This window comes from Acidiphilium sp. MT5, from assembly GCF_054767495.1.
Window position 1 is genome coordinate 151,991 of the sequence record NZ_BAABMR010000009.1, and the last position, 24,776, is coordinate 176,766.

At 58.5% G+C, this 24,776-nt stretch carries 21 protein-coding genes, 1 tRNA gene and 1 other RNA gene; 11 read left to right on the forward strand and 12 right to left on the reverse strand.

Features of this window, described 5'->3' with window-relative positions; all coding sequences use genetic code 11:
- Nucleotides 1-432: 432 nt before the first annotated feature.
- The 4 genes from ACYUCQ_RS11250 to ACYUCQ_RS11265 form a co-directional block, all read right to left on the reverse strand.
- Nucleotides 433-1,650: an acyl-CoA dehydrogenase gene (locus ACYUCQ_RS11250; RefSeq protein WP_460254620.1), complete on the reverse strand. Its 1,218-nt coding sequence runs from the start codon at nt 1,648-1,650 to the stop codon at nt 433-435.
- Nucleotides 1,647-3,299, reverse strand: a complete 1,653-nt coding sequence (locus tag ACYUCQ_RS11255) for a DEAD/DEAH box helicase (protein ID WP_460254648.1) — start codon at nt 3,297-3,299, stop codon at nt 1,647-1,649. The genes ACYUCQ_RS11250 and ACYUCQ_RS11255 overlap by 4 nt, the downstream gene beginning before the upstream one ends.
- 98 nt (nt 3,300-3,397) lie before the next feature.
- On the reverse strand, nt 3,398-4,417 hold the full coding sequence (locus tag ACYUCQ_RS11260; protein ID WP_460254621.1) for a glycosyltransferase family 61 protein: 1,020 nt from the start codon (nt 4,415-4,417) through the stop codon (nt 3,398-3,400).
- Nucleotides 4,417-5,493: a glycosyltransferase family 61 protein gene (locus tag ACYUCQ_RS11265; RefSeq protein WP_460254622.1), complete on the reverse strand. Its 1,077-nt coding sequence runs from the start codon at nt 5,491-5,493 to the stop codon at nt 4,417-4,419. The genes ACYUCQ_RS11260 and ACYUCQ_RS11265 overlap by 1 nt, the downstream gene beginning before the upstream one ends.
- 184 nt (nt 5,494-5,677) lie before the next feature.
- On the opposite strand from ACYUCQ_RS11265, the gene ACYUCQ_RS11270 reads away from it, so the two are divergent.
- Nucleotides 5,678-6,445, forward strand: coding sequence for an SIMPL domain-containing protein (locus ACYUCQ_RS11270; RefSeq protein WP_460254623.1), 768 nt, complete (start codon nt 5,678-5,680; stop codon nt 6,443-6,445).
- A 13-nt stretch (nt 6,446-6,458) separates the two neighbouring features.
- Here the strand turns inward: ACYUCQ_RS11270 and ACYUCQ_RS11275 are convergent, their stop codons facing one another.
- A complete protein-coding gene (locus ACYUCQ_RS11275; protein WP_460254624.1) occupies nt 6,459-7,922 on the reverse strand; it encodes a glycosyltransferase family 4 protein in 1,464 nt (487 codons plus the stop codon).
- 288 nt (nt 7,923-8,210) lie between these two features.
- Here ACYUCQ_RS11275 and ACYUCQ_RS11280 point away from each other — a divergent pair, with 288 nt between their 5' ends.
- Together ACYUCQ_RS11280 and ACYUCQ_RS11285 are read left to right on the forward strand one after the other, a co-directional pair.
- The gene (locus ACYUCQ_RS11280; protein ID WP_460254625.1) at nt 8,211-9,188 is read left to right on the forward strand and encodes a GDP-mannose 4,6-dehydratase; all 978 of its coding nucleotides are present in this window, start codon (nt 8,211-8,213) and stop codon (nt 9,186-9,188) included.
- Nucleotides 9,188-10,105 (forward strand): NAD-dependent epimerase/dehydratase family protein, encoded by a 918-nt coding sequence (locus ACYUCQ_RS11285; protein ID WP_460254626.1) that lies wholly within the window; start codon nt 9,188-9,190, stop codon nt 10,103-10,105. Before ACYUCQ_RS11280 ends, ACYUCQ_RS11285 begins: the two co-directional genes overlap by 1 nt.
- Nucleotides 10,106-10,165: 60 nt before the next feature.
- Here ACYUCQ_RS11285 and ACYUCQ_RS11290 read toward each other — a convergent pair whose 3' ends face one another.
- Nucleotides 10,166-12,457: an FdhF/YdeP family oxidoreductase gene (locus ACYUCQ_RS11290; protein ID WP_460254627.1), complete on the reverse strand. Its 2,292-nt coding sequence runs from the start codon at nt 12,455-12,457 to the stop codon at nt 10,166-10,168.
- Nucleotides 12,458-12,629: 172 nt separating this feature from the next.
- Here ACYUCQ_RS11290 and ACYUCQ_RS11295 point away from each other — a divergent pair, with 172 nt between their 5' ends.
- Genes ACYUCQ_RS11295 through rimI form a run of 4 tightly spaced genes read left to right on the forward strand, consistent with a single transcriptional unit; the run spans nt 12,630 to nt 14,927 of the window.
- The gene (locus tag ACYUCQ_RS11295; protein WP_460254628.1) at nt 12,630-13,187 is read left to right on the forward strand and encodes a NifU family protein; all 558 of its coding nucleotides are present in this window, start codon (nt 12,630-12,632) and stop codon (nt 13,185-13,187) included.
- Nucleotides 13,188-13,214: 27 nt separating this feature from the next.
- Nucleotides 13,215-13,799, forward strand: a complete 585-nt coding sequence (locus tag ACYUCQ_RS11300) for a malonic semialdehyde reductase (protein ID WP_460254629.1) — start codon at nt 13,215-13,217, stop codon at nt 13,797-13,799.
- A 2-nt stretch (nt 13,800-13,801) separates the two neighbouring features.
- On the forward strand, nt 13,802-14,473 hold the full coding sequence (tsaB, locus tag ACYUCQ_RS11305; RefSeq protein ID WP_460254630.1) for a tRNA (adenosine(37)-N6)-threonylcarbamoyltransferase complex dimerization subunit type 1 TsaB: 672 nt from the start codon (nt 13,802-13,804) through the stop codon (nt 14,471-14,473).
- A gap of 7 nt (nt 14,474-14,480) precedes the next feature.
- Nucleotides 14,481-14,927 carry a ribosomal protein S18-alanine N-acetyltransferase gene (gene rimI / locus ACYUCQ_RS11310; protein ID WP_460254631.1) on the forward strand — a complete coding sequence of 149 codons (447 nt, stop codon included), beginning with the start codon at nt 14,481-14,483 and terminating at the stop codon, nt 14,925-14,927.
- A gap of 67 nt (nt 14,928-14,994) precedes the next feature.
- On the opposite strand, the gene ACYUCQ_RS11315 is transcribed toward rimI, so the two are convergent.
- The 5 genes from ACYUCQ_RS11315 to ssrA form a co-directional block, all read right to left on the reverse strand.
- Nucleotides 14,995-16,047, reverse strand: coding sequence for a ribonucleotide-diphosphate reductase subunit beta (locus ACYUCQ_RS11315; protein WP_460254632.1), 1,053 nt, complete (start codon nt 16,045-16,047; stop codon nt 14,995-14,997).
- 93 nt (nt 16,048-16,140) lie between these two features.
- A complete protein-coding gene (locus ACYUCQ_RS11320) occupies nt 16,141-16,908 on the reverse strand; it encodes an enoyl-CoA hydratase (protein WP_460254633.1) in 768 nt (255 codons plus the stop codon).
- Between the two features lie 58 nt (nt 16,909-16,966).
- On the reverse strand, nt 16,967-17,608 hold the full coding sequence (locus tag ACYUCQ_RS11325) for a sterol desaturase family protein (protein WP_460254634.1): 642 nt from the start codon (nt 17,606-17,608) through the stop codon (nt 16,967-16,969).
- The gene (gene shc / locus ACYUCQ_RS11330; protein ID WP_460254635.1) at nt 17,598-19,547 is read right to left on the reverse strand and encodes a squalene--hopene cyclase; all 1,950 of its coding nucleotides are present in this window, start codon (nt 19,545-19,547) and stop codon (nt 17,598-17,600) included. The genes ACYUCQ_RS11325 and shc overlap by 11 nt, the downstream gene beginning before the upstream one ends.
- 64 nt (nt 19,548-19,611) lie before the next feature.
- Nucleotides 19,612-19,938, reverse strand: a transfer-messenger RNA (tmRNA) gene (gene ssrA / locus ACYUCQ_RS11335).
- Nucleotides 19,939-19,944: 6 nt separating this feature from the next.
- On the opposite strand from ssrA, the gene thyX reads away from it, so the two are divergent.
- The 4 genes from thyX to ACYUCQ_RS11355 all read left to right on the forward strand — a co-directional run bounded on the left by thyX (nt 19,945) and on the right by ACYUCQ_RS11355 (nt 23,849).
- The gene (thyX, locus tag ACYUCQ_RS11340) at nt 19,945-20,889 is read left to right on the forward strand and encodes an FAD-dependent thymidylate synthase (RefSeq protein ID WP_460254636.1); all 945 of its coding nucleotides are present in this window, start codon (nt 19,945-19,947) and stop codon (nt 20,887-20,889) included.
- A gap of 136 nt (nt 20,890-21,025) precedes the next feature.
- The gene (gene hemA, locus ACYUCQ_RS11345) at nt 21,026-22,261 is read left to right on the forward strand and encodes a 5-aminolevulinate synthase (RefSeq protein ID WP_460254637.1); all 1,236 of its coding nucleotides are present in this window, start codon (nt 21,026-21,028) and stop codon (nt 22,259-22,261) included.
- Nucleotides 22,262-22,309: 48 nt separating this feature from the next.
- Nucleotides 22,310-22,384, forward strand: a tRNA-Thr gene (locus tag ACYUCQ_RS11350).
- A gap of 196 nt (nt 22,385-22,580) precedes the next feature.
- Nucleotides 22,581-23,849: a tyrosine-type recombinase/integrase gene (locus ACYUCQ_RS11355; protein ID WP_460254638.1), complete on the forward strand. Its 1,269-nt coding sequence runs from the start codon at nt 22,581-22,583 to the stop codon at nt 23,847-23,849.
- 313 nt (nt 23,850-24,162) lie between these two features.
- On the opposite strand, the gene ACYUCQ_RS11360 is transcribed toward ACYUCQ_RS11355, so the two are convergent.
- Nucleotides 24,163-24,711 carry an amino acid permease gene (locus tag ACYUCQ_RS11360; protein WP_460254639.1) on the reverse strand — a complete coding sequence of 183 codons (549 nt, stop codon included), beginning with the start codon at nt 24,709-24,711 and terminating at the stop codon, nt 24,163-24,165.
- Nucleotides 24,712-24,776: the final 65 nt, after the last annotated feature.

The following is a 24,776-nucleotide window of genomic DNA, read 5'->3' on the forward strand; positions in this document are numbered from 1 at the left end:
CGAAAATTCGGCCGGAATTTCGATTCGACCGATTAAACCCGCAGCAAAGCGGCGTCTTCCTTGAGGGCCAGCGCTTTCATCCTTCGGTCTCAAATACCTCATGCCCCACACCAAGTTGCCAAAACACAACCGAACAAATTCTCAAAAGCAACCGACAGCAAGAATTCCAAAAAAATGCCGCCCTACCAACCGCTTATCGCACAAAGCCCGCTACAGCGTCGGCCGACAACCATATCCGAATTGATTATAACGTAGGTCGAATAAACATCAAGTTAATGTTGGCTGCTGACCAGAGTCTGCCGCCTTGACTACACTCAAAATTGAACAAAGGATGATCTCAAATTTTTGATGACCGCCCTTTGATCTCATTCCTGCGATAATTCCAGAAAATAACCAGAGCCGAGCCCCACGATATCGCGAGGCGCAACAGGATCAGAACGCCGAAATCCCCGTCTGCGCACGGCCCAGGATGAGAGCATGCACATCATGCGCGCCCTCATAGGTGTTCACCGTCTCCAAATTCATCATGTGGCGGATCACGTGATATTCATCGACAATCCCATTCCCGCCATGCATGTCACGGGCAACCCGGGCAACATCTAACGCCTTGCCGCAATTATTGCGCTTCATCAGCGAAATCATTTCCGGTGCCGCCTTGCCCTCATCAAGCAGCCTGCCCAGCCGCAGCGCGCCTTGCAAGCCTAGCGTAATCTCCGTTTGCATATCGGCGAGCTTTTTTTGCACAAGCTGGGTCGCCGCCAGGGGGCGTCCGAACATTTGCCGATCGAGCGTATATTGCCGTGCCGCGTGCCAGCAGAACTCAGCCGCTCCCATCGCGCCCCAGGCAATGCCGTAGCGCGCATTATTAAGGCAGGAGAACGGACCGCGCAGCCCTTTGACGCCGGGCAACACATGATCCGTCGGCACAAAGACGTCTTGCAGCATCAACATGCCGGTAATCGAGGCACGAAGCGAAAATTTACCCTCGATTTTTGGCGTCTCGAACCCTTTGGAACCCCGATCAACCAGAAAGCCGCGAATGGTCCCGGTTTCATCCTTGGCCCAGACTAATGCCATATCGGCAATCGGCGCATTGCTGATCCAGGTTTTCGAGCCGTTGAGCAGATAACCACCCTCCACGGGAGTCGCCTTGGTGCGCATCGATCCCGGGTCGGACCCGGCATCCGGCTCGGTCAAGCCAAAGCAGCCCACCCACTCGCCGGTGCGCAGTTTCGGCAAATATTTGTCTTTTTGGGCCTCTGAGCCAAAGGCGGAAATCGGATACATCACCAGCGAGGATTGCACCGAAAACACCGAGCGATAGCCGCTATCGACGCGCTCAAGCTCGCGGGCGATTAAACCATAGGCAACATAGGAGGCATCAGCGCACCCATGGGTCGATAGAGTGGCACCGAGAAAACCCATCTGTCCCATCTCAGACACAATCGCCCGGTCGAATTTCTCCTCGCGAAACGCCTTCAGCACGCGTGGGAATAATTGACCCTGGCAATATTCATGCGCCGCGTCACGGATCGCGCGTTCATCCTCGGAGAGTTGGCCATCAAAATTGAGCGCGTCGGCCCAATCAAATGGCGCGAAACCGCCTTTATGGGCAGTGTGGCTGTGCAACGATGGGTCAATTTTGTTCATGCAGCAATCTCCGTTCCCTCATCATTTGGATGGACATCGTCACCCGACGCATCCTCCGCGTTCGTCACATGAAAATCCGGCTTTGGTCCCGGCCTGCGCGCAATCAGCATAAAAGCGGGCACATCATGACCAAACCCACGCACCACGCCGGCGGAACCTTGATCGTGCGGCGCTGGAACCACCATCGGCTGCTCGGCTGGGACTGACGATCCCTGGGGCGATGAGCCGCTGCGTGCGGTGCGGCGACTGCCCCCGCGTGTGCGCCCCCGCCCGCGCGATGCATCCGGTGCCGCACTCTCGGGCGCGATTTCAGCACTCGGTTGCAGCGGGACTGGCTGCGGCGAGACCTCGCGGGCAGGCCCGGCTACCGCAGGCTTGGCCCCGCGCTTGGCTGGCGGTGGTGCCGCGGTTTTGCCACGCCCGGGACGCCGCCGCCGACCATCTTCCTCCGCCCAATCGACCGGATCGAGTCCCTCGATTTGCATTGGCGGAATGGCATGACCGGTTAGTTTTTCAATCGCCGCGACCGCCTGACGATCTTCTGGCGCCGCAATGGTCAACGCCCGCCCTTCCCGTCCGGCACGGCCCGTGCGGCCAATGCGATGCACGTAATCCTCGGCGTGATGCGGCACATCGAAGTTGAACACATGGCTGAGGCCGCCAATGTCCAAGCCACGCGCCGCCACGTCCGAGCAAACCAGCAGACGGATCGTGTTGGCTTTGAACGCCTCCAGCGTCGCAAAGCGCGCCGATTGCGGCATATCGCCATGCAAGGCGCCGGCAGAAAATTGATGGCGGGTCAGCGATTTATACAAAATATCGACATCGCGCTTACGATTGCAGAATATAAGTGCGTTCTGCACATCTTCCGAGCGGATCAACCGGCGCAACGCCTCACGCTTGTCATGCGGCGCCACCAGCGCCAGCGCCTCGGTAATGGTGGTGGCCACTGTGGCCGGCTTCGAAACCGTGATTTCACGCGGATTGGTCAAAAACGCATCGGCCAGACGCTTGATTTCCGGTGCCATCGTCGCTGAAAAAAACAATGTTTGGCGCAGCACCGGCAGCAGCGCGACGATCCGTTCGATATCGGGAATGAAGCCCATATCGAGCATACGATCCGCCTCATCGATCACCAACACGCGCACATCCGAGAGCAGCAAACCGCCGCGCTCGAATAAATCGATCAAACGACCGGGCGTTGCGATCAGCACATCCACACCCTTGGTCAGCACGTCCTTCTGATCAGCCATGCTCTCGCCGCCGATCAGCAACGCGTGATTCAATTTCAGATGTTTGCCGTATTGCACGAAATTCTCAGCCACCTGAAGCGCCAATTCGCGGGTCGGCTCCAGGATCAACGAGCGTGGCATCCGCGCGCGGGCGCGCGAACCGGACAGAATATCAAGAAGCGGCAGCGTGAAACTGGCCGTCTTGCCGGTTCCGGTCTGCGCGCAAGCCATCACGTCGCGCCCCATCAGCACGGTTGGAATCGCTTGCGCCTGAATCGGCGTTGGCGCGGTGTAGCCTTTTTCTTCAAGAGCTTGGAGAATTTCAGGGGACAAGCCGAGCGAAGCAAAGCCGTTCACGGGCGCTTCATCGACCGAGGGATCGGCAAAATCAGGGGTAACATCCTGGGTATCGGACAAATCGAACAACCAATTCGGTCAAGGGTTTTGCGCAGCCACGCGCAATCCTGCGCCACGGTCTGCGATAAACTCCTATATCAGGAAAGCGCGTGGCAAAGTCAAGAAAGCTCGAGCGCCATCGCAACGCCGGCGATATCGATTTCGGTGCGCAACAACGATTTACTGCCCAACGGCACGGGCTGCGAAATCGAATAAACCGGGGCTGCGCACAGCACGATGCGCCAATCCAACGCAAAGATCCGGCACATCGCGGCAATCCGTGGATCGGCCCACCCATCGACGGCGATTTCAACGACTTGCGTACCCGGATCACAAAAACCGAGTAACCCCGCTTGGTTTGGGTCATCGATCACCACACGGCGCGCCCCGGCCATGGCCGCCGCGAGATCAAGTAATCCCAAATCACGCCCGCCAATGCGCATGGCAGAAGCATCAATCGTCACCACCCCCATGCTCGCGAGCCAGCTATCGAAACTCAGCCGATTGGCAATCACAAAGTCAGAAAGCGGTTCCAGCCGGCGCAACGCAATTTGGGCGCTGATTTCATAGGGTTCGACAGCAAATCGGAGCGCTTCGATGGCAACGCGCATGAATCGGTCGGCATGCAGTGGCGCGGGACGCCCTTGATGAAGGCCGGTTTCACGCTGGGTCACGATCATCCGCCGCACGCGCGTAGGCTGATCAATCGCAATGAAAGGGTTCGCAAGATGCAACGCCTCTAGCGCGGCACGCTGTGCAGGCGTTAGTTCTGCGCCGATCAGCGGCACCGTGCCGATGACATCGCGCTGCAATAACGCAATGGCCAATCCCTCGGTCAGAAACCGCCCCAAGGGAATCGCGGCACCCGACGCGATCGGCGCCGCCGTCGCGACCGCAGCATCGGCCCAACCCGCATTTTCGGGCGCCGTCGGGTCGAACATCCGCGTGGCGAACGGAGCCGGCACAACCAGCCCCGCCTCGTAAACCTCGGTAACCAACCCGGCGCTGCGGGCCATGCGCTGTCCGCCGAAGGGCGGGCGCATCCGGGGTGCGCCAAAGAAAACCGCATCAGGCACAAAACCACGCGGCGCGATTGGCACGAATGTGGGCTGCGCATGGTCCAGACGAAGCCGTGCCATTATTTCGGACCCGTTATATGCCTGAGGCAGGCACGCAGCGATGCCTGGTCCAGCCCGGTTGGGCGCGCCGCATCGGGGGCATCGGTCACCAAGCCATACCAATCAAGACCAAACAGCGCGCACAAAACCCGCGTCCAATCCTCCAATGCGTCGTGGGTTTGCAGTTCCAAAATCGCGGTTCCCGGATCGCAAAATCCAACCAGGGCGAGTGCCGATCCGCTGGGGCCGATCACCGCCGTGGCACTGGCCAATAAGCGCGCTTGTTCAGCCATGGTCAGCGCCGCGAGCTCCACGGCCTCAAAGCCAAATTCCCCCGCTTCAACTGCGATTTCCGCGGGCACTGTTCCAACGATTAGGCGGCGGGTTCGCGCATGATCCTGACCAAATCGGAACCGCAACCGGTCAATCACGCCCCGTGCAAACCGCGATGGTGCCGCGTTCTGCGTCATGTCGGTCGCGATAATCCGGGTGAATTTGGTCGGCCCGGTCATCGCATAATAACCCTGATCCAGCCCCAAAGCCGCCAACAATTCGGCCTGCCAAGGCTGCAAAACCGGTCCCGCGACCTGCAAATTTGCGCCTAACAGCCCCCGCAACATCACCGCCGAGGGCACGCCATGATATAAAAAATGGCGAACATCATGAATATCAGCACCAGCGACCGGCGTGACGATTGCATCAACATGCTGCAAGGAACCCTGCAATGGACCCGGTAGGGTATCCACCGATCGCGCAAATAGGCCCAGAGCCGGGCTGAGGATTGCCATTGAGACCGGGTCGAGCAGTGCCGAAGCGAGCGAAACGGAACTAACCGCCGCCAGCTCATAATGTGCGCCCCGATCATCACCCCGATCATCACCGGGATCGCCGCCTGGATCACGGCCTAACCCCGACGCATCACCCTCGCTGCCTTGCGGTCGCGTATTCAGGCGTCTGGCGGGCTGATGATGCAAAACCGAGTCGGGTGCGGTAGGGTCAAAACAGGCGCTGCGCCACGCGGCCAGACCATGCATGGCCGTCAGCATACCGGCATCGAAACGCGTGATCGAGGACTGCCTGTTGGTTTGGTCGAGCATTGCGCATTTCATGCGGTCTGGGTTGGATAAACGCAAGCCCCCATTGACCCGGTTGGCCGGTCTCGGATGACTTACGACAAAGTTAATTGACCGGCGCGCCAGCTTGCGTCCACACAACGCCGAGCAGGATGGGTTTGGAATCGCTGCAATAAAGCGCTGCGTCAGCGGCGCAGAGGAGCTTTTAATGCCTAACCATCACCGCCGCGGATTTTGGCGCGCGACAATCGCCCTCGGCATCTTGCTTGGTTTATACGCATCCCGTGCCGAAGCGGCGCCCGCGTCTGCGACGGCGCCAGGGTCCGGGACGGCGCCAGGGTCTGCGACGGCGAAAGCAACGATTTTGTCACTGAATGTGACAGGCCAAGCAACCCACGCGCCCGATGCGATGAATGCCTCGCTGCTGGTGCAAACCCACGGACCCGACAGCCGCACCGCGCAGACAAATTTGAACCAGCAAATGGCCAGCGTGCTTCAGCAACTCAACCAAATCGCCACATTATCGGTGACCACCGGCGGCTATTCGGTAACCTCGTCCCAGCACGGGGCCGTGTGGGACGCAACGCAATCGGTCTCACTCGGTTTCCCAGCCGCGCCGAACAGTGAAGCGGCCAAACCCGTGCTGAACCTGATTGGCCAGCTCCAGGCCGATGGCGTGCAACTGCAATCGCTGACCGGCACGCTGCAACCCGCCACGGCGATCGCGACGCGCGATGCCGCCATCCAGTCGGCGGTCAAAACGCTGCATGACCAGGAAATCGCGCTCGCCGCCGCACTCGGCATGAAAGTGGGGCGGATTCAATCCATCAATATGGGGATCGGCGGATCCATTGTGCCGTTGATGCGCTCGATGATTTATAGTGCGCGCCCCGGCGCGCCGCCGATGGTGCAGCCCGGCAACGTCACCGAGCGGGTCAATCTATCGGCAACCGTGGTGCTGCATCCAGCACCCTGACGCAGGCTTGCACTTATTCGGCCACCAACAGCGGGCGCGCAGCCTCGATAGGCGTCGGCCGTAATGTGGAGAGTATCGCCGCCGCACTATCAGCCCAAGACGGAGGCCGAAACTCGCGCTCAATGCGCTGCTCAAGATTACGGCGATGATCCGGATCAGTAATGAGACGTGCGATCACCCGATAAGCATCATGGAGATTATCGGGGTCGAAATAATCACAAAACGCCCCGCCAGCCTCCGGAATCGAGGCGCAATGCGCCGCCGCGACGGTCTTACCGAAGCTCAAACTCTCAGTAACCGGCAGGCCCCAACCCTCGTAGAAAGAGGGAAACACGGTGAACAGACAATTTTGGTATAAGGCAGCCAATTCTTGATCGCTGGGCGCCTCGATCACCCGCAACAACCCATCGAGATGGTTGGTATTCTCGATCTGGGCGAGCAAATCCGCCGTTTGCCAGCCGATCCGCCCAGCAAACACCAATGTTGGCACCTGCTCGGCGGGCAGTTGCGCCATCAAGCGCCGCCACACCTTGAAAATTAGTGCATGATTCTTACGAATTTCAATGGTCGAGACCATCAGTACATAAGGCCGTGACACGGGTGCCGGCTGTGAGGTGCGTTCGGGAAAGGTAACGCCGATCGGCACAATCTGGGTCGCGGGCACGCGGATTCCGGCCTGCGCCGCAAACGCCAAAACATCGTTGGTGGTCGCTTCTGAAATGGTGAATACAATATCGGCTGCCCGCAGCATCGGCGTGAGCCAAGCCCGATAAGGCTCGCGGATGCGCGCCATGACGAATTCTGGCCACAAAATCGGGATCAGATCATAAACCATGAACGCAAAGCGAACACCGAACCGCCGCTTCAATGACTCCACCAAGGCCGGGTAATAACCACCCTGCCAGGAAGCGCCCAACGCCAGAAATACATCGCCCGGCTCCGGCTTGACGGCGGAACCAGCGTGATCGGTGGACGAGGCGGGCATCGGCACCGATGCCACCGTTCCCAGCGCGCCGCTGCCACCCAGCCCGGCCCAACGGCGCAAGCCGCGCAGCAAATCACCGGCTGCCCGCATCGCATCGCGCTGCGCGGCCAAGGCGGCCCGCTCCGCATTGACCAATCCGGCCAGCGGCGCCCGCAAATCCATAGGCAGATTGCGCCCCCACGCACGCAGTCTCGATGGTGGCGCCATGGCGCGCGTGGGCGCTGGCATATCCTGATCAACCGGTCCATCGATCATCGTCGTTTCATTTTGTTGGCTGAACGCCAGCTCAACCCGCGCTTCGATATCAGGCCAAAAAACTTCTTCGAGATCCGAGCCGTTCGGCCTATGTCGCACAAATTTCACCGCCTCGCCTTGCTCCGCTTGGCGGGCAAGTGCGCGATAGACCTCATAGGAAAGTCTCTGAATCCCGGAAGGCCGACTGGCCGCGTAGAAATGCGCAAGCAAGTCTTCGATATCAACCCAAATTGTCATACGGCACCATCGCTGATGATTATGTCAGATTGAAGACGCAATAATGGCATCCGCGCGAGATTTCGGCCCCCGTCATCGCGTCATCCGCCACACATCGCTCTCCCAAAGCAAAGTCAAAGAATGTGTCGCGTTGACTTAAGTGCGCGCCGCGATCAGCGCAACCGTTAACGATGTGACATATCGTTAACGGACCGCCCATGATTGGCGCGATTTCTGGCCCTCCCCTAGCCAGCGACGATAATTCCGTTCAAAACCCCGCTATCGCGAAACCTGAGTTACGGAGCATCTATGCCCACAGCCCTGATTACTGGCATCACTGGCCAAGACGGTGCCTATTTGAGCCAATTGCTGCTCGGCAAAGGCTATCGTGTCATCGGTGTGATGCGCCGATCCGCGTCATCGGATGTGATCGGCGAGCGGCTGCGCTGGCTGGGTATTCTCGATCGGGTGACCTTGGTTGAGGGGAATTTGACCGATCTCGGCAGCCTGATCCGGGTGGTGCAGGATTATCAGCCCGATGAGGTCTATCATTTGGCTGCACAAAGCTTCGTCGCGACCTCATGGCAACAGCCGAGTCTCACCGGTTTGGTAACCGGGCTGGGCGCCGTGACCATGCTGGAGGCCGTGCGCATCGCCCGGCCACAAGCGCGCTTTTATCAAGCATCGTCGTCGGAAATGTTCGGCAAAGTGCAGCAGGTGCCACAATCAGAGGCCACACCATTCTATCCGCGCAGCCCCTATGCGGCGGCCAAGCTCTATGCCCATTGGATGACGGTGAATTACCGCGAAAGCTTCGGCATGCACGCTTCCTCGGGCATTTTGTTCAACCATGAAAGCCCGCTGCGCGGTATTGAATTTGTGACCCGCCGGATCACCAATAGCGTCGCACGGATCAAGCTCGGGCTTGACGACCATCTGACCTTGGGTAACACCGCCGCCCAGCGCGATTGGGGCCATGCCCGCGATTATGTTCGCGCCATGTGGCTGATGCTGCAGCAGGATCACGCTGACGATTACGTGATCGCCACGGGTCGCACCGCGAGCGTTGCCGCTTTTGCCGATATGGCGTTCGGTGTCGTTGGTCTGAATGCCGCCGATTATATTCGCACCGATGAAAAATTGATGCGTCCCGCCGAAGTCGAATTGCTGCTCGGTGACCCCAGCAAAGCCGCCCGTGCCCTCGGCTGGAAGGCGGAAGTAACGCTCGAGCAGCTCGCCGCCGAAATGGTTGAAGCGGATTTGGTTCGTATCAAGAAGGGGATGTAGTGGCGGCGCGGATTCTGATCACCGGAGCCTCAGGGTTTGTTGGTCGTGCCCTTCACCCCGCGATCAACGCTGCCTTTCCTGATGCCATCGTGCGCCCCTTCCTCGGTGATATTGCACAGCGCAGCGTGGTGGTTGACGCTGTCACGCAGGCACGCGCCGATATCATCATTCATCTGGCCGCGATCGCCGCCGTGCCGCAAGCGCAGCGGGATCTGGCCCGGTGTTTTGATGTCAACTTGACCGGCACGCTGCATCTGGCCGAAGCCATGCTCACCCACACACCGAACGCATGGTTGATCTATTTTGGCAGCGGTGATTGTTACGGCGCATCATTCAAATCTGGCCAACCGGTCTCGGAAATGACGGCATTAGCGCCGCTCAACAGCTATGCCGCCTCAAAAGCCGCCGCCGATCTCACCCTCGGCGCGCTCGCGGCCGAACGCGGTTTACGGCTGCTGCGTTTGCGCCCGTTCAACCAAATCGGCGCGGCCATGCCGGAAAGCTACGCGATGGGCAGTTTTGCTGCCCAATTAAAGCGGATTGGTGCCGGCCTAGCACCGCCCATTCTCAAAGTCGGTAATCTCGATGCCGAACGTGATATGATCCATGTCAAGGATGTCGCAGCCGCCGTGGTGCGCGCTCTGGCCCGGATCAACGCAGGCACGCTGCCGGATAATCTGGTGCTCAACCTGGCCTCCGGCCAGTCACGACGGATTGGCACCATGCTGAATGATTTAATCGCGCAATCGGGATTGGCCGTCACGATCGAGGCCGATCCGGCCCGGATGCGCCCGTCGGATATTCCACGGGCGGTGGGCGATGCCAGCGCCGCGCGCCAGCACCTGAATTGGGCGCCGATAATATCCTATCAACAATTTTTATTGGATTTGTTGGCGCCGAATGCCGATCAGTGTTAACGGCCCCCTCACCAACAGGGGTCGTTAACGCTAACGGACATTTGCAAAAACCCGTTGTGATTAGGCCATGATTTCCACAGTCACCGGAATCGATTTTGCCGCCGGTGTTTCCGCGAGTTGATCATGGTGCCCCAGAGCTAACAATGGATTGGTCTCGGGATAATAAGCACCAATCGATCCGTGCGGGATGCTATAGGCAATCGCCGTCAGATTTTCGACCACCCGATCAATCCCGTCATCCGATACCGTGCGCAGCCGCACTTTCGCACCGGCCGAAATGCCACGCGCCTGCATATCCGCCTCGTTCATAAACACGACCATCCGATCGCCTTTGATCCCGCGATAGCGATCATCATTGCTATAGACGGTTGTGTTATATTGATCATGGCTGCGCAATGTCGCGAGGCGTAGCATCGCCGGATTGGCCGTGCGTGCCGGGTCTTCGGCCACACCTTTGAAGACCAAGAAATTGGCCTTGCCGGTGTTGGTTTTCCATTCGCGCTCACTCGCGGGGTTGCGCAAGCGAAACCCGCCCGGCTCACGGACGCGCTTGTTATAGTCATGGAACAAATCCGGATACACAGCCTCAATCGAATCACGGATCCGATCATAATCGGCCACATACCCATCCCAATCGATATGGGTGTACCGGTCAGGGAAAATCGCCTTGGCCATGCCACAGACAATCGCAACTTCCGAGCGTAACGCCGAGCTGGCCGGTTCTAACAATCCGCCGGAGGCATGCACAAAACTCATGCTGTCTTCAACCGTGACCGATTGCAGCACACCACCCTGCTCATCAAGTTCGCTGCGCGCGCGGCATGGCAGGATCAGCGCCTCTTTGCCATGCACCACGTGACCACGATTGAGTTTGGTGTTGATACCCACGGTCAAATCTATTTGGCGCATCGCGGCTTGAACCCGTGGTGTATCGGGCACGGCGGCGACGAAATTACCGCCCATCCCCAAAAACACGCGCACCTCACCGCGCAACATCGCCTCGATGCTGGTCACCACCCCATGACCATGGGCGCGGGGGGGCTCGAATTTGAAAATTTTGGCCAACTGATCGAGATAAGCCTGGGTTGGCTTTTCATCGATGCCCACCGTGCGATCGCCTTGGACGTTCGAATGTCCGCGCACCGGCGAAATGCCGGTTCCTTCGCGGCCAATATTGCCACGCAACAACAGTAGATTAACGCATTGTTGAATATTCTCCGAGCCATGCCGATGCTGGGTGATGCCCATTCCATACATCAAAATAACCGATTTCGCGCTACAATAAATATCGGCGACCTGTTGCAAAATTTCGCGGCTTAACCCCGATGTCTCGATAATATCGTCCCACGCCGTTGCGTCCAAATCCGCAACGAATGCCTCGAACCCATGGGTGTGGTTTGCGATGAACGCTTCATCGAGCACCGGCTTCAGGCCCTGGGCTTTCGCTGCACGATCCGCCTCGATCACCAGCTTCATCACGCCTTTCAGCGCTGCCATGTCACCGCCAATTTTCACCTGGCAATATAAATGGGCAATTTTAGCGCCGTTAAGCAGCATATCCTGCGTGCTTTTCGGGTCGGCAAACCGCTCCAACGCCCGCTCGCGCAACGGGTTAAACACCACAATCCGCGCCCCGCGTTTGGCGGCTTCGCGTAAAGTGCCCATCGCGCGCGGTGAATTGGTACCCGGATTCTGCCCGATATTCAAAATCATGTCAGCATGTTCGAAATCTTCGAGCACCGCTGTGCCTTTGCCAATGCCAATCGAGAGCGGCAAGCCCCGGCTGGTGGGTTCGTGACACATGTTGGAGCAATCGGGGAAGTTATTGGTGCCGACCAGCCGCCCGAGCAACCCCAGCAGAAACGCCGCCTCGTTCGAGGTGCGGCCCGATACATAGAATTCAGCCTGATGCGGGTTATCCATCCGGTTGATGTGGCGCGCAATGATGGCGAACGCCTCGTCCCACGAGACCGGCACATATTTATCCGAAGCCGGATCATAGCGCATCGGCTCGGTCAGGCGGCCCTGCTCTTCGAGCCAAAGATCGCTCTTGCGCGCCAACTCACTGACCGTATGGGTCGCAAAAAATTCGCGGGTTACACGCTTGTCGGTGACCTCCCAAGCGATGGCCTTGGCCCCATTTTCACAAAACTCAAACGACGATGTGTGTTTCGGGTCGGGCCATGCACAGCCCGGGCAATCGAACCCCTCCGGCTGATTGGCGGCCAATAAGGCTCGACTCCCGCGCGCCACCACACTTTGCCGACGCAGAGCTTTGGCCGTCGCCGCTAAGGCGCCCCAACCGCCGGCTGGCGCGTCATAGGGGGCAAAAATCTCATCCTGCTCAGCCATTTTATTCTCCATTTAGCGGCGCGATCATTCGTAATCCAACAATTTTGCTCAATTGGGTCCATCAAGCGCGACGGTCAACCGTGTCAGACGCATTGCTGCGTGTCTTGCCGTTTGAACCCTGGCTCCCCATCCTGTATAGAGAGGACCTTACCGGTCCTGATTAGGAGCAATCATGTTCATCGAAACCGAACCCACGCCCAATCCCGCAACGCTGAAATTCCTGCCGGGCCGCACCGTGCTGGAATCTGGCACGGTCGATCTGGCTGACGCCGAGGCCGCAGCGGTCAGCCCGCTCGCCAGCGCCCTGTTTGCCCTCCCTGGCACCAGCCGGGTGTTTTTTGGCGGCGATTTTATCTCGGTCACCAAGACCGATGCCGTCGAATGGTCCGCGCTGCGACCGCAGATTCTCGGCGCGATCATGGAGCATTTTCTCGCGGGTCACCCGGTCATGGCCAGTGACGCGGCACTGACGGTAGAAGATGTCGATCCAGCCGATCACGAAATCGTTGCCCAAATCAAGGAATTGCTTGATACCCGCGTGCGTCCCGCCGTTGCGGGCGATGGCGGCGATATCGTGTTTCGCGGTTTTCGCGACGGCGTCGTATCGCTACATATGCAGGGCGCCTGTTCCGGCTGCCCATCCTCGACGGCGACTCTGAAAATGGGTATCGAAAATCTGCTTCGCCATTATGTCCCTGAGGTCAAAGCGGTACAGCAAGTCACTGCTTGAATCTGATTTTTTTGCTTGGAGAGATGAATGTCGCTCGATGATATCGCGCTCGATACGCTATTTCGCACTGCGCGCACCAAAAATGCCTGGACCGATCGCCCGGTGAGCGATGAGACGCTGCGCGCCCTCTATGACATCTTGAAATTCGGGCCGACATCGGCCAATTGCTCGCCGGCGCGCTTTGTGTTCATTCGCACGCCAGAGGCGCGCGAAAAGCTGAAGCCCGCGCTGAACCCTGGCAATATCGATAAAACCATGTCGGCGCCAATCACGGTGATCGTGGCGCATGATCCGCTCTTTTACGAGAATTTGCCCAAGCTGTTCCCGCATGCGGACGCGCGCGCCTGGTTCTCGGGCAACCCTGATCTCGCCGAGGAAACCGCCATGCGGAATGGCACCTTGCAAGGCGGCTATTTGATCATGGCGGCCCGCGCCCTCGGGCTCGATGTTGGCCCGATGTCGGGCTTTGACAAAGACAAGGTCGATCGTGCGTTTCTCGCCGATCATGGTTGGAAATCGAACTTCCTGATCAATCTGGGCTATGGCGTCGCGGAGGATTTATTCCCGCGCAGCCCGCGCCTTGCGTTCGAGGAAGCCTGCTCGCTCGTCTGATCATGACCCCTCGCCCGCCTGCGCGAATTCTCGCTCTGGATGCGTCGGGCGCGCAGGCATCGGTCGGGATTGTCGAGGACGGAAAACTGCTCGCTCATCGGCAATCCCAAGCAGGATCGGGCCTTGCCGATCGCCTGGCATCCATGCTCGCGGACACGCTGAACGATGCGGCCCTTGATCCGCACTCCATCGAGGCGATTGCGGTCATGATCGGGCCTGGCAGTTTCACCGGTATCCGCGCGACCCTCGCGCTCGCGCATGGTTTTGGCCAGACGGCCCAGATCCCGGTGCATGGTGTGCGGCTGAGCGAAGCGTTCCATCAGGATTTGCCCGCCCTCACCCGCCCGCTTTGGGTGGCCGCAACGGCCCGGCGCGGCCAGGTGTTTTTGGAGCGTGACGGGATTGCGGCAAGTTTCGCCGATGATGCTGTGCCAACCCCCTCGGTTCCCATCGCTCTTGCCGGCGAGCGCGCTATTACGGTGGCTTCCTACCTCGCGGCCCGTGACGCTAACGTGCTGCTCACCCCCGCACGCATCCCCAGCCTCTGTGCCATCGCCAAAGCCTTGTGCCACCGGCTTGCCGCCGGCGGGCCGATCATCGCGCCTTTGCCACTTTACGTCGATCCGCCCGAAGCCAAGCTGCCCGCCGCCGGGTTGCGCCCCGCACCGGTTTGACGGCGCGATGGTGCAGATCATTCCAGCAACGATAGCCCATGTCCCGCTGCTCGCCGCATTGCAAAATGCCAGCTTTCCTGATGAGCCCTGGCCAGAATCAGCTTTCGCGCCGTTGTTGGCAATCCCAACCGGATTTGGATTGCTGGCGGATCATGAGGCACCGATTGGCTTTGCCCTCGCGCGGGTGATTGTTGATGAAGCTGAAATCATCAGCCTCGGCGTGATTCCCCCCGCGCGGCGTCACGGATATGCACGGGCCATTTTGCTCGCGTTGATCGCCGAATGCCGGGAGCGCGGCGCTTCCACGTTGTTTTTGGAGGTCGCTGCACGGAACGAACCCGCAAAATTGCTTTATCGCACCGAGGGATTTTCTGAATTGGGTAAACGCCGTGGCTATTATCGTAACGGTGACGATGCGGTGTTGATGCGCCGGTCAATCATGCCGATCGAATAACATGGATGCGCAGCATCGCCCGTGATAACGGGTCGTCCTTGAAATGACGACCCGTTATTGACCGATTTCAGGCCGGTGCGGTCACGCCATGGCTCTGATCCTCAAGCGACGTCCAAGCATCATCCCACTCGCCGATGGTCGATGATTTACTATATTCAGTGGAGCGAGCTTCAAAGAAATTCGCGTGCTCAACAGCGTTCAGCATCTCGTCAAGCCAGGGCAGCGGATTTTTCTCGACATGGAATAACGGGTTCAAGCCAAGCTGCATCAATCGCCGATCGGCGATGAAGCGGATATAGGCTTTGACTTCGGCGGCCGTTAATCCTTCAACCGCGCCAAACTCAAACGCCAGATCGATGAACGCATCCTCGTGATCGACGATGGTGGCGCACGAAACGTATAGCTCATGCTTAAGTTCATCGGTCCAAATTTCCGGATTTTCCGAAATGAACGTGCGGAATAGCCGGATAATCGAAATACAATGGAGGCTTTCATCGCGCACCGACCACGAGATAATCTGCCCCATGCCCTTCATTTTGTTAAACCGAGGAAAATTCAACAAAATCGCGAAGGACGCAAAAAGCTGTAGCCCCTCAGTGAATCCGCCGAAGGCCGCCAGGGTTTTCGCAATCTCATGCTTACTGTCAACACGGAAGCCGTGCATATAGTCATATTTGTCCTTCATTTCCTTATACTTCATGAAGGCCGAATATTCGAGTTCCGGCATGCCCACAGTATCCAAAAGATGGGAATAAGCGGCAATATGCACTGTCTCAATATTTGAAAATGCCGAGAGCATCATCAACACTTCGGTTGGTTTAAACACCTGACTATAATGCTTCATATAGCAATTATTCACCTCGACATCCGCCTGGGTGAAAAAGCGGAAAATCTGGGTTAGCAAATTGCGCTCACCCACGGTCAAGTTTTTGTGCCAATCCTTCACATCATCCGCCAACGGCACTTCCTCGGGCAGCCAATGCACGCGCTGCTGGGTCAGCCAGGCTTCGTAGGCCCACGGATAGCGGAACGGCTTATAGACCGGGTTTTCGGTGAGCAGATCAAAGCGTACCGGATGCTGATCCGGGCTGGTCTCAATCGCGGTGACGGACGCATTCATGGGGAAACGCCTCTATATCTAGTGGTCAATGAAGGAATCCACGCAACATATTGAAGTCGGGGCAGAGTCGCAAGACTCATCACCCGATTTATCTCAAAATTTTGGCGCCCGTTTTTCAACAAACGCCGTCATCCCTTCGCGTTGACCCGCCGTGCCGAACAAGGAGAGAAACGTCGCGCGCTCATACAGCACGCCTTCGGCCAGCGAAGACTCAAAAGCCCGATTGACCGCCCGCTTGGCCAGCGCATTCGCCACTGGCGATAGCGATGCGATCGTCTCACCCAATTTGATCGCCTCGGCAATCAACGCCTCTGCCGGCACCACGCGGGCGACCAGATTGGCGCGCTCCGCCTCCACCGCATCCATCATCCGCCCGGTAAGGATCATCTCCATGGCTTTGGATTTGCCAATCGCCCGGGTCAAACGCTGGGTGCCACCGGCACCGGGGGTCACCCCCAGCTTGATCTCGGGTTGACCAAATTTGGCGGTATCGGCGGCAAGGATCATGTCGCACATCATCGCGAGTTCGCAGCCGCCACCCAGCGCAAAACCCGCCACCGCCGCAATCACCGGCTTGGTGATATGCGTGACCGTCTCCCATGTTTTGCCGATGAAATCATCAAGGGCGGTCTCGGGATGGGTGCGGTTTTGCATTTCCTTAATGTCCGCCCCGGCGGCAAAGGCCTTCTCACTGCCGGTGATGATGATGGCCCCAATCGCATGATCTGCGTCAAAACCACGCAGCGCCATGCCCAATTCGGTCATCAGCTGGTCGCATAATGCGTTGAGTGCTTTGGGGCGATTCAGCCGGACCAGCCCGACCCGGCCATGGGTTTCAGTGACGATCATTTCATAGCTCATGGTGCCCTCCGTTACTTAGCTATTAACATGGCGCAAACGATGGATTTTGCAACCAGCCCTAATCCTCACGATGTAAATTGCGCACCTGCGCGCTGCGCGGCACCGCATCAGGGTTCGGGCAGGTGCCGAGCAGCCAATCAAAGCCCGGATTGGTGACACCAAACCATACTTGTTCATTTTTGAAATGATGGCGCAGATGATATTTTTTGATCCAACGGCCCCAACCGGTGATCGGCCGATACGGGATATGCGCGAGAAAATGCACCCACTCATAATAGAGGATCGCCAGCGCCACCCCGGCCATCAACGCGCTGATCACCGAAGCCTGCGGCCAGATCAGGGCGATCAGGCCAGCGGTGATTGCCAAATTGGGCACCAAGAACCACAAAGGCAGAAACAGCAAATCCAGCCGCTCTGGTGCTTGATGATGATCGTAATGCAAGCGATGCTGTAATTTCAGGATGAATGGCAGGCGGCGCACCGGCGGCGCATGCAGCGCGAAGCGGTGAAATCCATACTCACTGAAAAAAAACATCATGGCGCCGGCCACCACCAGCAGCGGGTTGATGGTGATGGCGCCGAATGCGGCGACCAGCAGCCACAACAAAACGCCAAAGCTCAGCGCCGCATTGCTGCCATGCCGGAAAAATTCAACCAGTCGCCATTTCAGGTCTCCGCGCTGGGCCGCGCTAGAATCCATACGCCACGTTCCGATCATTGCTGCGGGTCAGGTTGCGATACCGCGCCAGCGCCAAGAGCGGGAAAAAACGCGGATAGCCATGATAGCGCAGATAAAAGACGCGCGGAAATCCAACCGCATTGTACGCTTGCTCGCGCCAGGAACCATCCTCGCCCTGGCTGGCCTGCAAATAGGCGATGCCGCGTGCCACGGCTGGATGATCCATCTCACCCGCCGCCATGAGCCCAAGCAGCGCCCACGCCGTTTGCGAGGGCAGACTCTCGTGGTAGCGCCCCGGCTCGGCATGGGCATAGCTCTCGCAATCCTCGCCCCAGCCGCCATCATCTCGTTGCCGGTCCAGCAGCCAATGCACGGCGCGGACGATCATACTATCGCCATGATCAAGGCCTGCGGCATGCAGCGCACACAGGCACGACCAGGTGCCGTAAATATAATTTGTGCCCCAGCGCCCGAACCAAGACCCGTCCGGCTTTTGGGTTGCCCGCAGGAACGCCACGCCCCGGTCAATCGCCGGACGGTCCTGCTGATGGCCAAGCTGCGCCAAGAATGCGATGCAGCGGGCCGTGACATCCTCGGTCGGCGGGTCAAGCAGCGCGCCATGATCGGCGAAGGGAATATGGTTCAAATAATAAAACTCGTTATCTGAATCGAACGCGCCCCAGCCGCCAGAGCGGCTCTGCATGCCTAAAATCCACAGCCGCGCCCGTTCAATCGCCTGCTCATAAGCGGGGTCGCCGGCGCGGTGCAAAATCATCCCCACCACGGCGGTATCATCAACGTCTGGATAATAGGCGTTGTTATATTGAAATGCCCAGCCGCCCGGCGGCGCGTGGGGTTTGCGGATGGCCCAATCGCCCTTCACGTCGAGAATTTGCCGCGGGATCAACCAGTGGCACGCCGCCGCCACGGCTGGGCTTTGCTCACCCTCGGCCTCGGCGAGCGCATGGGCGGCCAAACCCGTGTCCCAAACCGGTGACAGGCAGGGCTGCACATAGGTCCCCCCTGCGATCCGGGCCGATGCATCGGTGATCAGCTTGCGCACGGACTGCCAGGCGATTTGATAATCCGGATGGTCGGGCGCGTAGCCGAGCGTGTGATACATCATCACCGTGTTGGCCATCGCCGGATAAATGCCGCCCAGCCCATCCTCGCCATTCAAGCGCGGCGTGATGAAATCAATCGCCGCCTGGATCGCCCGCGCGCGGGTGCGGGCGGGGAATCGGCGCTCCGCCGGGCGGAGGGCGACATCGATCGCTCTGAACATCGAACCCCAGGCCGATTTATAGGGGCCGCGAATATAATCGCGCACCTGATCGGGCGGGGTGACGAATAACTCATCGATGCGAATTTGGTGTGGATTGACCGCCAAAGGCCGTTTGGTCATCAGCACCAAAAGCGGGGCGATCACCGTGCGCGACCAGTAGCTGATCTTGTCCATCGAGACCGGAAACCAGCCGGGCAGCAACATGATTTCCACCGGCATGATCGGGCAGGCGTGCCACGGCACCGCACCGAATAAGGCGAGCTGAATGCGGGTGAACACATTGGTGCGCGCTGCCCCGCCGCGCGCTAGAATCGCGGCTCGGGCGCGCTGCATATGCGGCGCCGCTGGGTCATCACCAACCGCTTTGAGGGCGAAATAGGCCTTCACGCTCGCGGATAAATCCATCGCGCCATCGTGAAATAGCGGCCAGCCGCCGGGATTTTGCGGTGAATCGCCCTGAATCGCCCGCAGATACACGCCCAATTTGGCTTGCAGCGCCGGATCGATCCGATCAAGAAAATGCTCAAGCAGGATATATTCGGCGGGAATCGTCGCATCCGCCTCCAACTCATAGACATAATGCCCGTCATCGCGCTGTTCGGCGCGCAACCGCGCGGATGCGGCGGCGATCACGGCGTCAAGGTCGGTCTCATCCAGGGAAATACGATCAAGCATTCCGTATCATACCAATAACGGGTTCCACCGGCTAGTTTGGTGACGGGGTTTAGCTTCGGCGCGAAGCGGGGGGCTTCTGTTGCCCGGTGCCCCCCCAACCGCGCTTGTCGCTTACGCAGCGATAGCGAATGCCTCGAAGTTATCGTTGGCACTTGTGATATAGCCCGATAACGGCGGTACAATGCCGAGCGAAAGATGGGTCTTTACCGCGCGTGTCGAGCCTGTTTCGCCCCCATTGTCCCGCGATTAAAAAAATTTTCGCGGAGAGAAATGGTGGAGGCGCCGGGTACTGCCCCCGGGTCCACTACGCTTATTCCACGCACCGTTTATCGCCATAGTCGGTTGCCCAACAGCATCGTATATAGTCTATCGCGAGCGCCTGCGAAAGGGACATGAGATGATATTGACCGAAACCGACCGTGCGGCGCTGGAAGCCGCCCGCGCCCAGTCCGAACCGACCCGCCGTGCGACGGTGCCGGCGCTGGAAGCGATGCTCTACCAACCCGTGCCCGTGCTCGATCATGGGTTTGTGCGGGTGATCGATTATATGGGCGACGATGCCGCCGTGGTGCAGGCCGCGCGCGTTTCCTATGGCCGGGGCACCCGCAAAATCTCTGAAGATGCCGGGCTGATCCGCTATTTAATGCGCCATCGGCACTCCACGCCGTTCGAGATGTGCGAAATTAAATTCCATGTGAAATTGCCGATTTTCGTGGCAAGGCAATGGATCCGCCATCGCACGGCGAGCGTGAATGAATATTCGGCGCGCTACTCGGTGATGGATCGCGAATTCTATATCCCAGCCCCAGACCAGCTCGCCGCGCAATCGCTCAGCAATCGGCAAGGGCGCGGCACCGTGCTTGAGGGCGAGGAAGCCCAAACCGTGCTTTCGCTCCTCCGGGACGATGCCGAACGCAATTATGCCCATTATGAGTATATGCTGAATGAGGCCGAAACTGGCGCCGAGTCTGATCCTGGCCGTCAGGGGTTGGCGCGGGAATTGGCGCGGATGAATTTGACGCTGAATTACTACACGCAATGGTATTGGAAAATTAACCTCCATAATTTGTTCCATTTTCTCTCGCTGCGCGCCGACCCGCATGCGCAGCATGAAATTCGCGTCTATGCCGAGGCGATGCTGGAGATGGTGCGCGCTTGGGTGCCGCTCAGCGCCGCCGCGTTTGAGGATTATCGCCTTGGCGCGGTGAGTTTTTCCGCCCGCATGCTGGTTCTGCTGCGCCTGATGCTCGCGGGCGAGACGGTGACCCAGGCGGAATCCGGCCTTTCCAAGCGGGAATGGACTGAATTCATGGCGGTTTTGGGCCGACTTCCGCCCGCGTGAAAATATCGCTGGCACATAAACGTGAAGTTGGAATATATTCATGTGGCCCTACATCTGAATGGCTCCGCTTCCCGTTTTAGGGTTGTAAGCCCCGCAGAACGGTGGGCATATTGCGTGGAAACCAGGAACCAACCCGATGCAGACCAACAACCGAACCCATAAATTTATCGCCCAATGCGATGCAGCTTTGTCGGAAATCAAAGCCGCCGGTCGCTATCGCCGGTTCGTCGCATTGGAAAAACTGGCGGATCGGTTCCCGTATTACCGGGTGACGATGGATGGTAAGGTTGAGGATATTCTGGTTTGGTCCTCCAATGATTATCTGGCGATGGGCACCGACCCTGAGGTGATCGAAGCCTCGATTGAGGCGGCGCGCACCATGGGGGCTGGGGCGGGCGGGACGCGCAATATCGCCGGCTCGTCGCCAATCCATGTTGCGCTCGAAGCCGAGTTGGCGGCGTTGCACGGCAAGGATGCCGCTTTGCTGTTCACCTCGGGCTATGTTTCGAACCAGGCGACATTGACCGCCATTCTGAACGCACTGCCGGACTGGCATGTGTTTTCCGATGCGCAGAACCATAATTCGATGATCGTGGGCATTAAAGGGGGCCGGGCGGCCCAGGTGCATGTGTTTGCCCATAATGATCTCGCCGATCTCGAACAAAAACTGGCCGCAGCCCCCGCTGACGCGCCGAAAATGATTGCGTTCGAGAGCGTCTATTCGATGGATGGCGATATCGCGCCGATCGCGCCCATTTGTGATTTGGCCGATAAATATAACGCGATCACCTATCTCGATGAGGTTCACGCCGTTGGCATGTATGGCCCGCATGGCGGCGGTGTTTCTGAGCGCGACGGGGTGGCGCATCGCCTGACCATTATCGAGGGCACGCTCGCCAAAGCCTATGGCTGCCATGGCGGCTATGTCGCGGGCGACGCCAGCGTGATTGATTATATCCGCTCGACGGCTGCCGGCTTCATTTTCACCACCGCCCTGCCCCCGCCCACCGTTGCCGCCGCGCTCGCCTCGATCCGCCGGTTGAAAATTGATGATGCGCGCCGCGCCTGCCTGTTCGACCGCGCCGCTTTGCTCAAGGCCAAGTTTGACGAGGCCGGCCTGCCGCGTCTGCGCAGCGAAAGCCATATCGTGCCGCTGATGATTGGCAATGCCGCGCGCGCCACCGCTGTATCGATGCGCCTGATCCGCGAATTTGGCATGTATGCCACCCCGATCAATTACCCCACCGTGCCCGCCGGCACCGAACGGCTGCGCTTTACGCCCGGCCCCAAGCATACCGAGGCGATGATGGATGATTTGATCGCGGCACTTCGTCATATTCTCTCCGGCGAGCAAGGCATCGTTGCCGCGTAGCCACCCGCCTTGCGAGACGAGAGCACCATCGCTATAGCGATGCAGCGCGCCGACATAGCTCAGCGGTAGAGCAACTGATTCGTAATCAGTAGGCCCCCGGTTCAATCCCGGGTGTCGGCACCATAGATTTTAATGATTTTTGAGTTTCACTCCCCGCAGAATCAACGAGTTAGCATCGTCGGCGCGATGGGCCGCATTGATTTAGTGTCCAAGAATGTCTACCGACGTCTCAAGATGTCGGGACTTTTCTGAAACCCCGGAGAAACCCCAACATCCAAAATCTTGAAACCCTGGGGTTTCGCACATTCGGGAGGAAAAGGTGCCATCGATTCGTCTTACAGACGCTTCAATCCGTCGAGCCATCCAAGAAGCCCGTGATACAAGTGGTCGGATTGAACTCACCGATGCATCTGCGGTCGGCTTACGGGTCCGGGCCATGAGAGATGGCCGTGCGATGTGGTCCGTCATGGTGAGAGATCAATCGGGGCGTAACCGCCGGTTCAATCTCGGAGAATTTCCGACGATTGGCATTTCTGAAGCGCGTGAGCAGGCAGGCGCTACACGCTATCGGGTCAGGCAAGAGGGTGCAGACCCGACTGCCGAAAAGAAAGCTGCGCGGCAGAAATCGGCTGCCCCGGCCGAAATGACCCTCTCGGGCCTATTGGATGAATTCACCCGCGTCGTGAAGCATGACAGCAAAACTTGGCCAGCCTATCGGCGTTTGGTCGAGCTGGTCGTTGGTCCGCTGCTCGATAAACCCGCCTCATCGCTCACCCTCGCGGATCTTCAACGTGGGGCGGACTCATATCCGGCGCTGGGCACTGCGTCCCGTGCGGTTGCCTATTTGCGACCCGTCTTAAAATGGGGTGCCGCCCGTGATTACGTCGATTTCAAAACCACCCTCATCAGTCAACCGCGCCCAACAATTCAGCGAGAGAGATTTCTCAACGCGGACGAACTGAGAACGCTAATAGTCGAATTACGCGGTGGCTCCAATTACCATGCGGGTGCCTCGCGGCACGCAAAATATCCGGACCACCGCGCTGCACTAATGATGATCTTATACACGGCAACGCGACTCAATGAGGTTTGCGGAGCGACATGGTCGGAATTCGATCTTGATCCTGGGGATGGAGCGCATCCGGCCTGGACGATCCCGCGATCCCGAATCAAGGACACCAGGCGGGCTGGGTCGAAATCCAGAAAGAAGCGGCCGCCCCATGTCCTGCCTCTGCCTCGCCAAGTGCTCAACTTTATTATAGCGAGGCGCCCCGGGAATTGGCAGCCCAATGAGCTTGTATTTCCGAATGAAGCGGGGGGTGCGCTCGGCAATTGGGATCGGGTGACAAAACACCTATTCGACGCGACCGGCACATCGGGATGGACCCGCCATGATTTGCGCCGGACCGCCGCGACAATGATGGGGGAGATGGGCACCCCTCCCCATGTCATCGAATCGGTGCTCAACCATGCCACCATTCATTCCAGTCTGGCCGATACCTATAATCGGTCGCGCTATCTCACTGAGGTCGGCGAGGCGCTGCAAAAATGGGCGGATTGGATAGATAGGTTGGTGGCCGTCGGATAAGGCAGCACAATGCGGTCGACGGATCATAAGAGGCTGTGCGACCGTATCCGGCCAAACTCATCGCGCCCGCTGTTGGCACTCTCTATCTGCCCGGTCACTGACTTTCCCTTTTACACGTGAACTCCACCATTTTGTGCAGAACAAAAGCAACACCCGAGCACGACGAGCAGCGAGAGGTTGGTCGTTTTTCGGTCAAGTCTAACCTTCAGCCGAGGATCCGCCAGAAGATGTCGTCATCGGCTATACTGTGACGGTTCCAACTTTCCCAATAAACCATCACCTTTTGTCACGTCCTGCTGACTACGTCCTAACCTCAGTCGAGAGGTGGCAAATTTACGTGTGCTTCGATGTCAAAATTGTTGATCCGCGCCCGCGCTCTTGCTCGGCGCAGCAAGACCCAAGCCAACGCCGCTGCGATTGCACCTTGGAAAAGTGGTTGAAACACGATCGGCGTATGGGGAACAACGGCGATTGAAAATGTCATGACCGCACATATGACGATTGACGTCATCGCTGCAACAATCATCCATGGATCGTTCCGGAGCGTACTTGCCCAGGCAACCCCCTCAAAACGATGGTTGAACCGCAATGCCAGCGCACTTGCCGCGACCAAGAACCAGACAAGAATTGTGCTAAGGGCTCGCATCACGACACCGAGCGCCCAGCCAATATAGGCGGTTTGCAAGAGAAACAACGTTGCAAGTGTAGCAACCAACGTTAGTGCTGCGACCGGCGCACGATGTCTATTCGTCTCTGCAAAGATTGAAGGCACCAAGCGGTCTTGCCCCCACGCAAATAGAATTCTAGAATTCACAAGCATGCCCGGCGCGATGGTCTTACCGACGATCAGGGCGACAAGCACTTCTAAGTGTCTGACCGAAAATTAAGGTGAGTGATTTCAGTTGGTTATGATTCTCTATTGGTTGC

Coding starts and splice junctions, on each gene's coding strand:
- hemA (WP_460254637.1), top strand. CDS start 21,026: ATGCAGACCAACAACCGAACCCATAAATTTATCGCCCAATGCGATGCA.
- shc (WP_460254635.1), bottom strand. CDS start 19,547: ATGCTTGATCGTATTTCCCTGGATGAGACCGACCTTGACGCCGTGATC.
- ACYUCQ_RS11315 (WP_460254632.1), bottom strand. CDS start 16,047: ATGAATGCGTCCGTCACCGCGATTGAGACCAGCCCGGATCAGCATCCG.
- ACYUCQ_RS11265 (WP_460254622.1), bottom strand. CDS start 5,493: ATGCTCGACCAAACCAACAGGCAGTCCTCGATCACGCGTTTCGATGCC.
- ACYUCQ_RS11280 (WP_460254625.1), top strand. CDS start 8,211: ATGCCCACAGCCCTGATTACTGGCATCACTGGCCAAGACGGTGCCTAT.
- tsaB (WP_460254630.1), top strand. CDS start 13,802: ATGACCCCTCGCCCGCCTGCGCGAATTCTCGCTCTGGATGCGTCGGGC.
- rimI (WP_460254631.1), top strand. CDS start 14,481: ATGGTGCAGATCATTCCAGCAACGATAGCCCATGTCCCGCTGCTCGCC.
- ACYUCQ_RS11320 (WP_460254633.1), bottom strand. CDS start 16,908: ATGAGCTATGAAATGATCGTCACTGAAACCCATGGCCGGGTCGGGCTG.
- ACYUCQ_RS11300 (WP_460254629.1), top strand. CDS start 13,215: ATGTCGCTCGATGATATCGCGCTCGATACGCTATTTCGCACTGCGCGC.
- ACYUCQ_RS11270 (WP_460254623.1), top strand. CDS start 5,678: ATGCCTAACCATCACCGCCGCGGATTTTGGCGCGCGACAATCGCCCTC.
- ACYUCQ_RS11275 (WP_460254624.1), bottom strand. CDS start 7,922: ATGACAATTTGGGTTGATATCGAAGACTTGCTTGCGCATTTCTACGCG.
- ACYUCQ_RS11290 (WP_460254627.1), bottom strand. CDS start 12,457: ATGGCTGAGCAGGATGAGATTTTTGCCCCCTATGACGCGCCAGCCGGC.
- ACYUCQ_RS11325 (WP_460254634.1), bottom strand. CDS start 17,608: ATGGATTCTAGCGCGGCCCAGCGCGGAGACCTGAAATGGCGACTGGTT.
- thyX (WP_460254636.1), top strand. CDS start 19,945: ATGATATTGACCGAAACCGACCGTGCGGCGCTGGAAGCCGCCCGCGCC.
- ACYUCQ_RS11260 (WP_460254621.1), bottom strand. CDS start 4,417: ATGGCACGGCTTCGTCTGGACCATGCGCAGCCCACATTCGTGCCAATC.
- ACYUCQ_RS11295 (WP_460254628.1), top strand. CDS start 12,630: ATGTTCATCGAAACCGAACCCACGCCCAATCCCGCAACGCTGAAATTC.
- ACYUCQ_RS11250 (WP_460254620.1), bottom strand. CDS start 1,650: ATGAACAAAATTGACCCATCGTTGCACAGCCACACTGCCCATAAAGGC.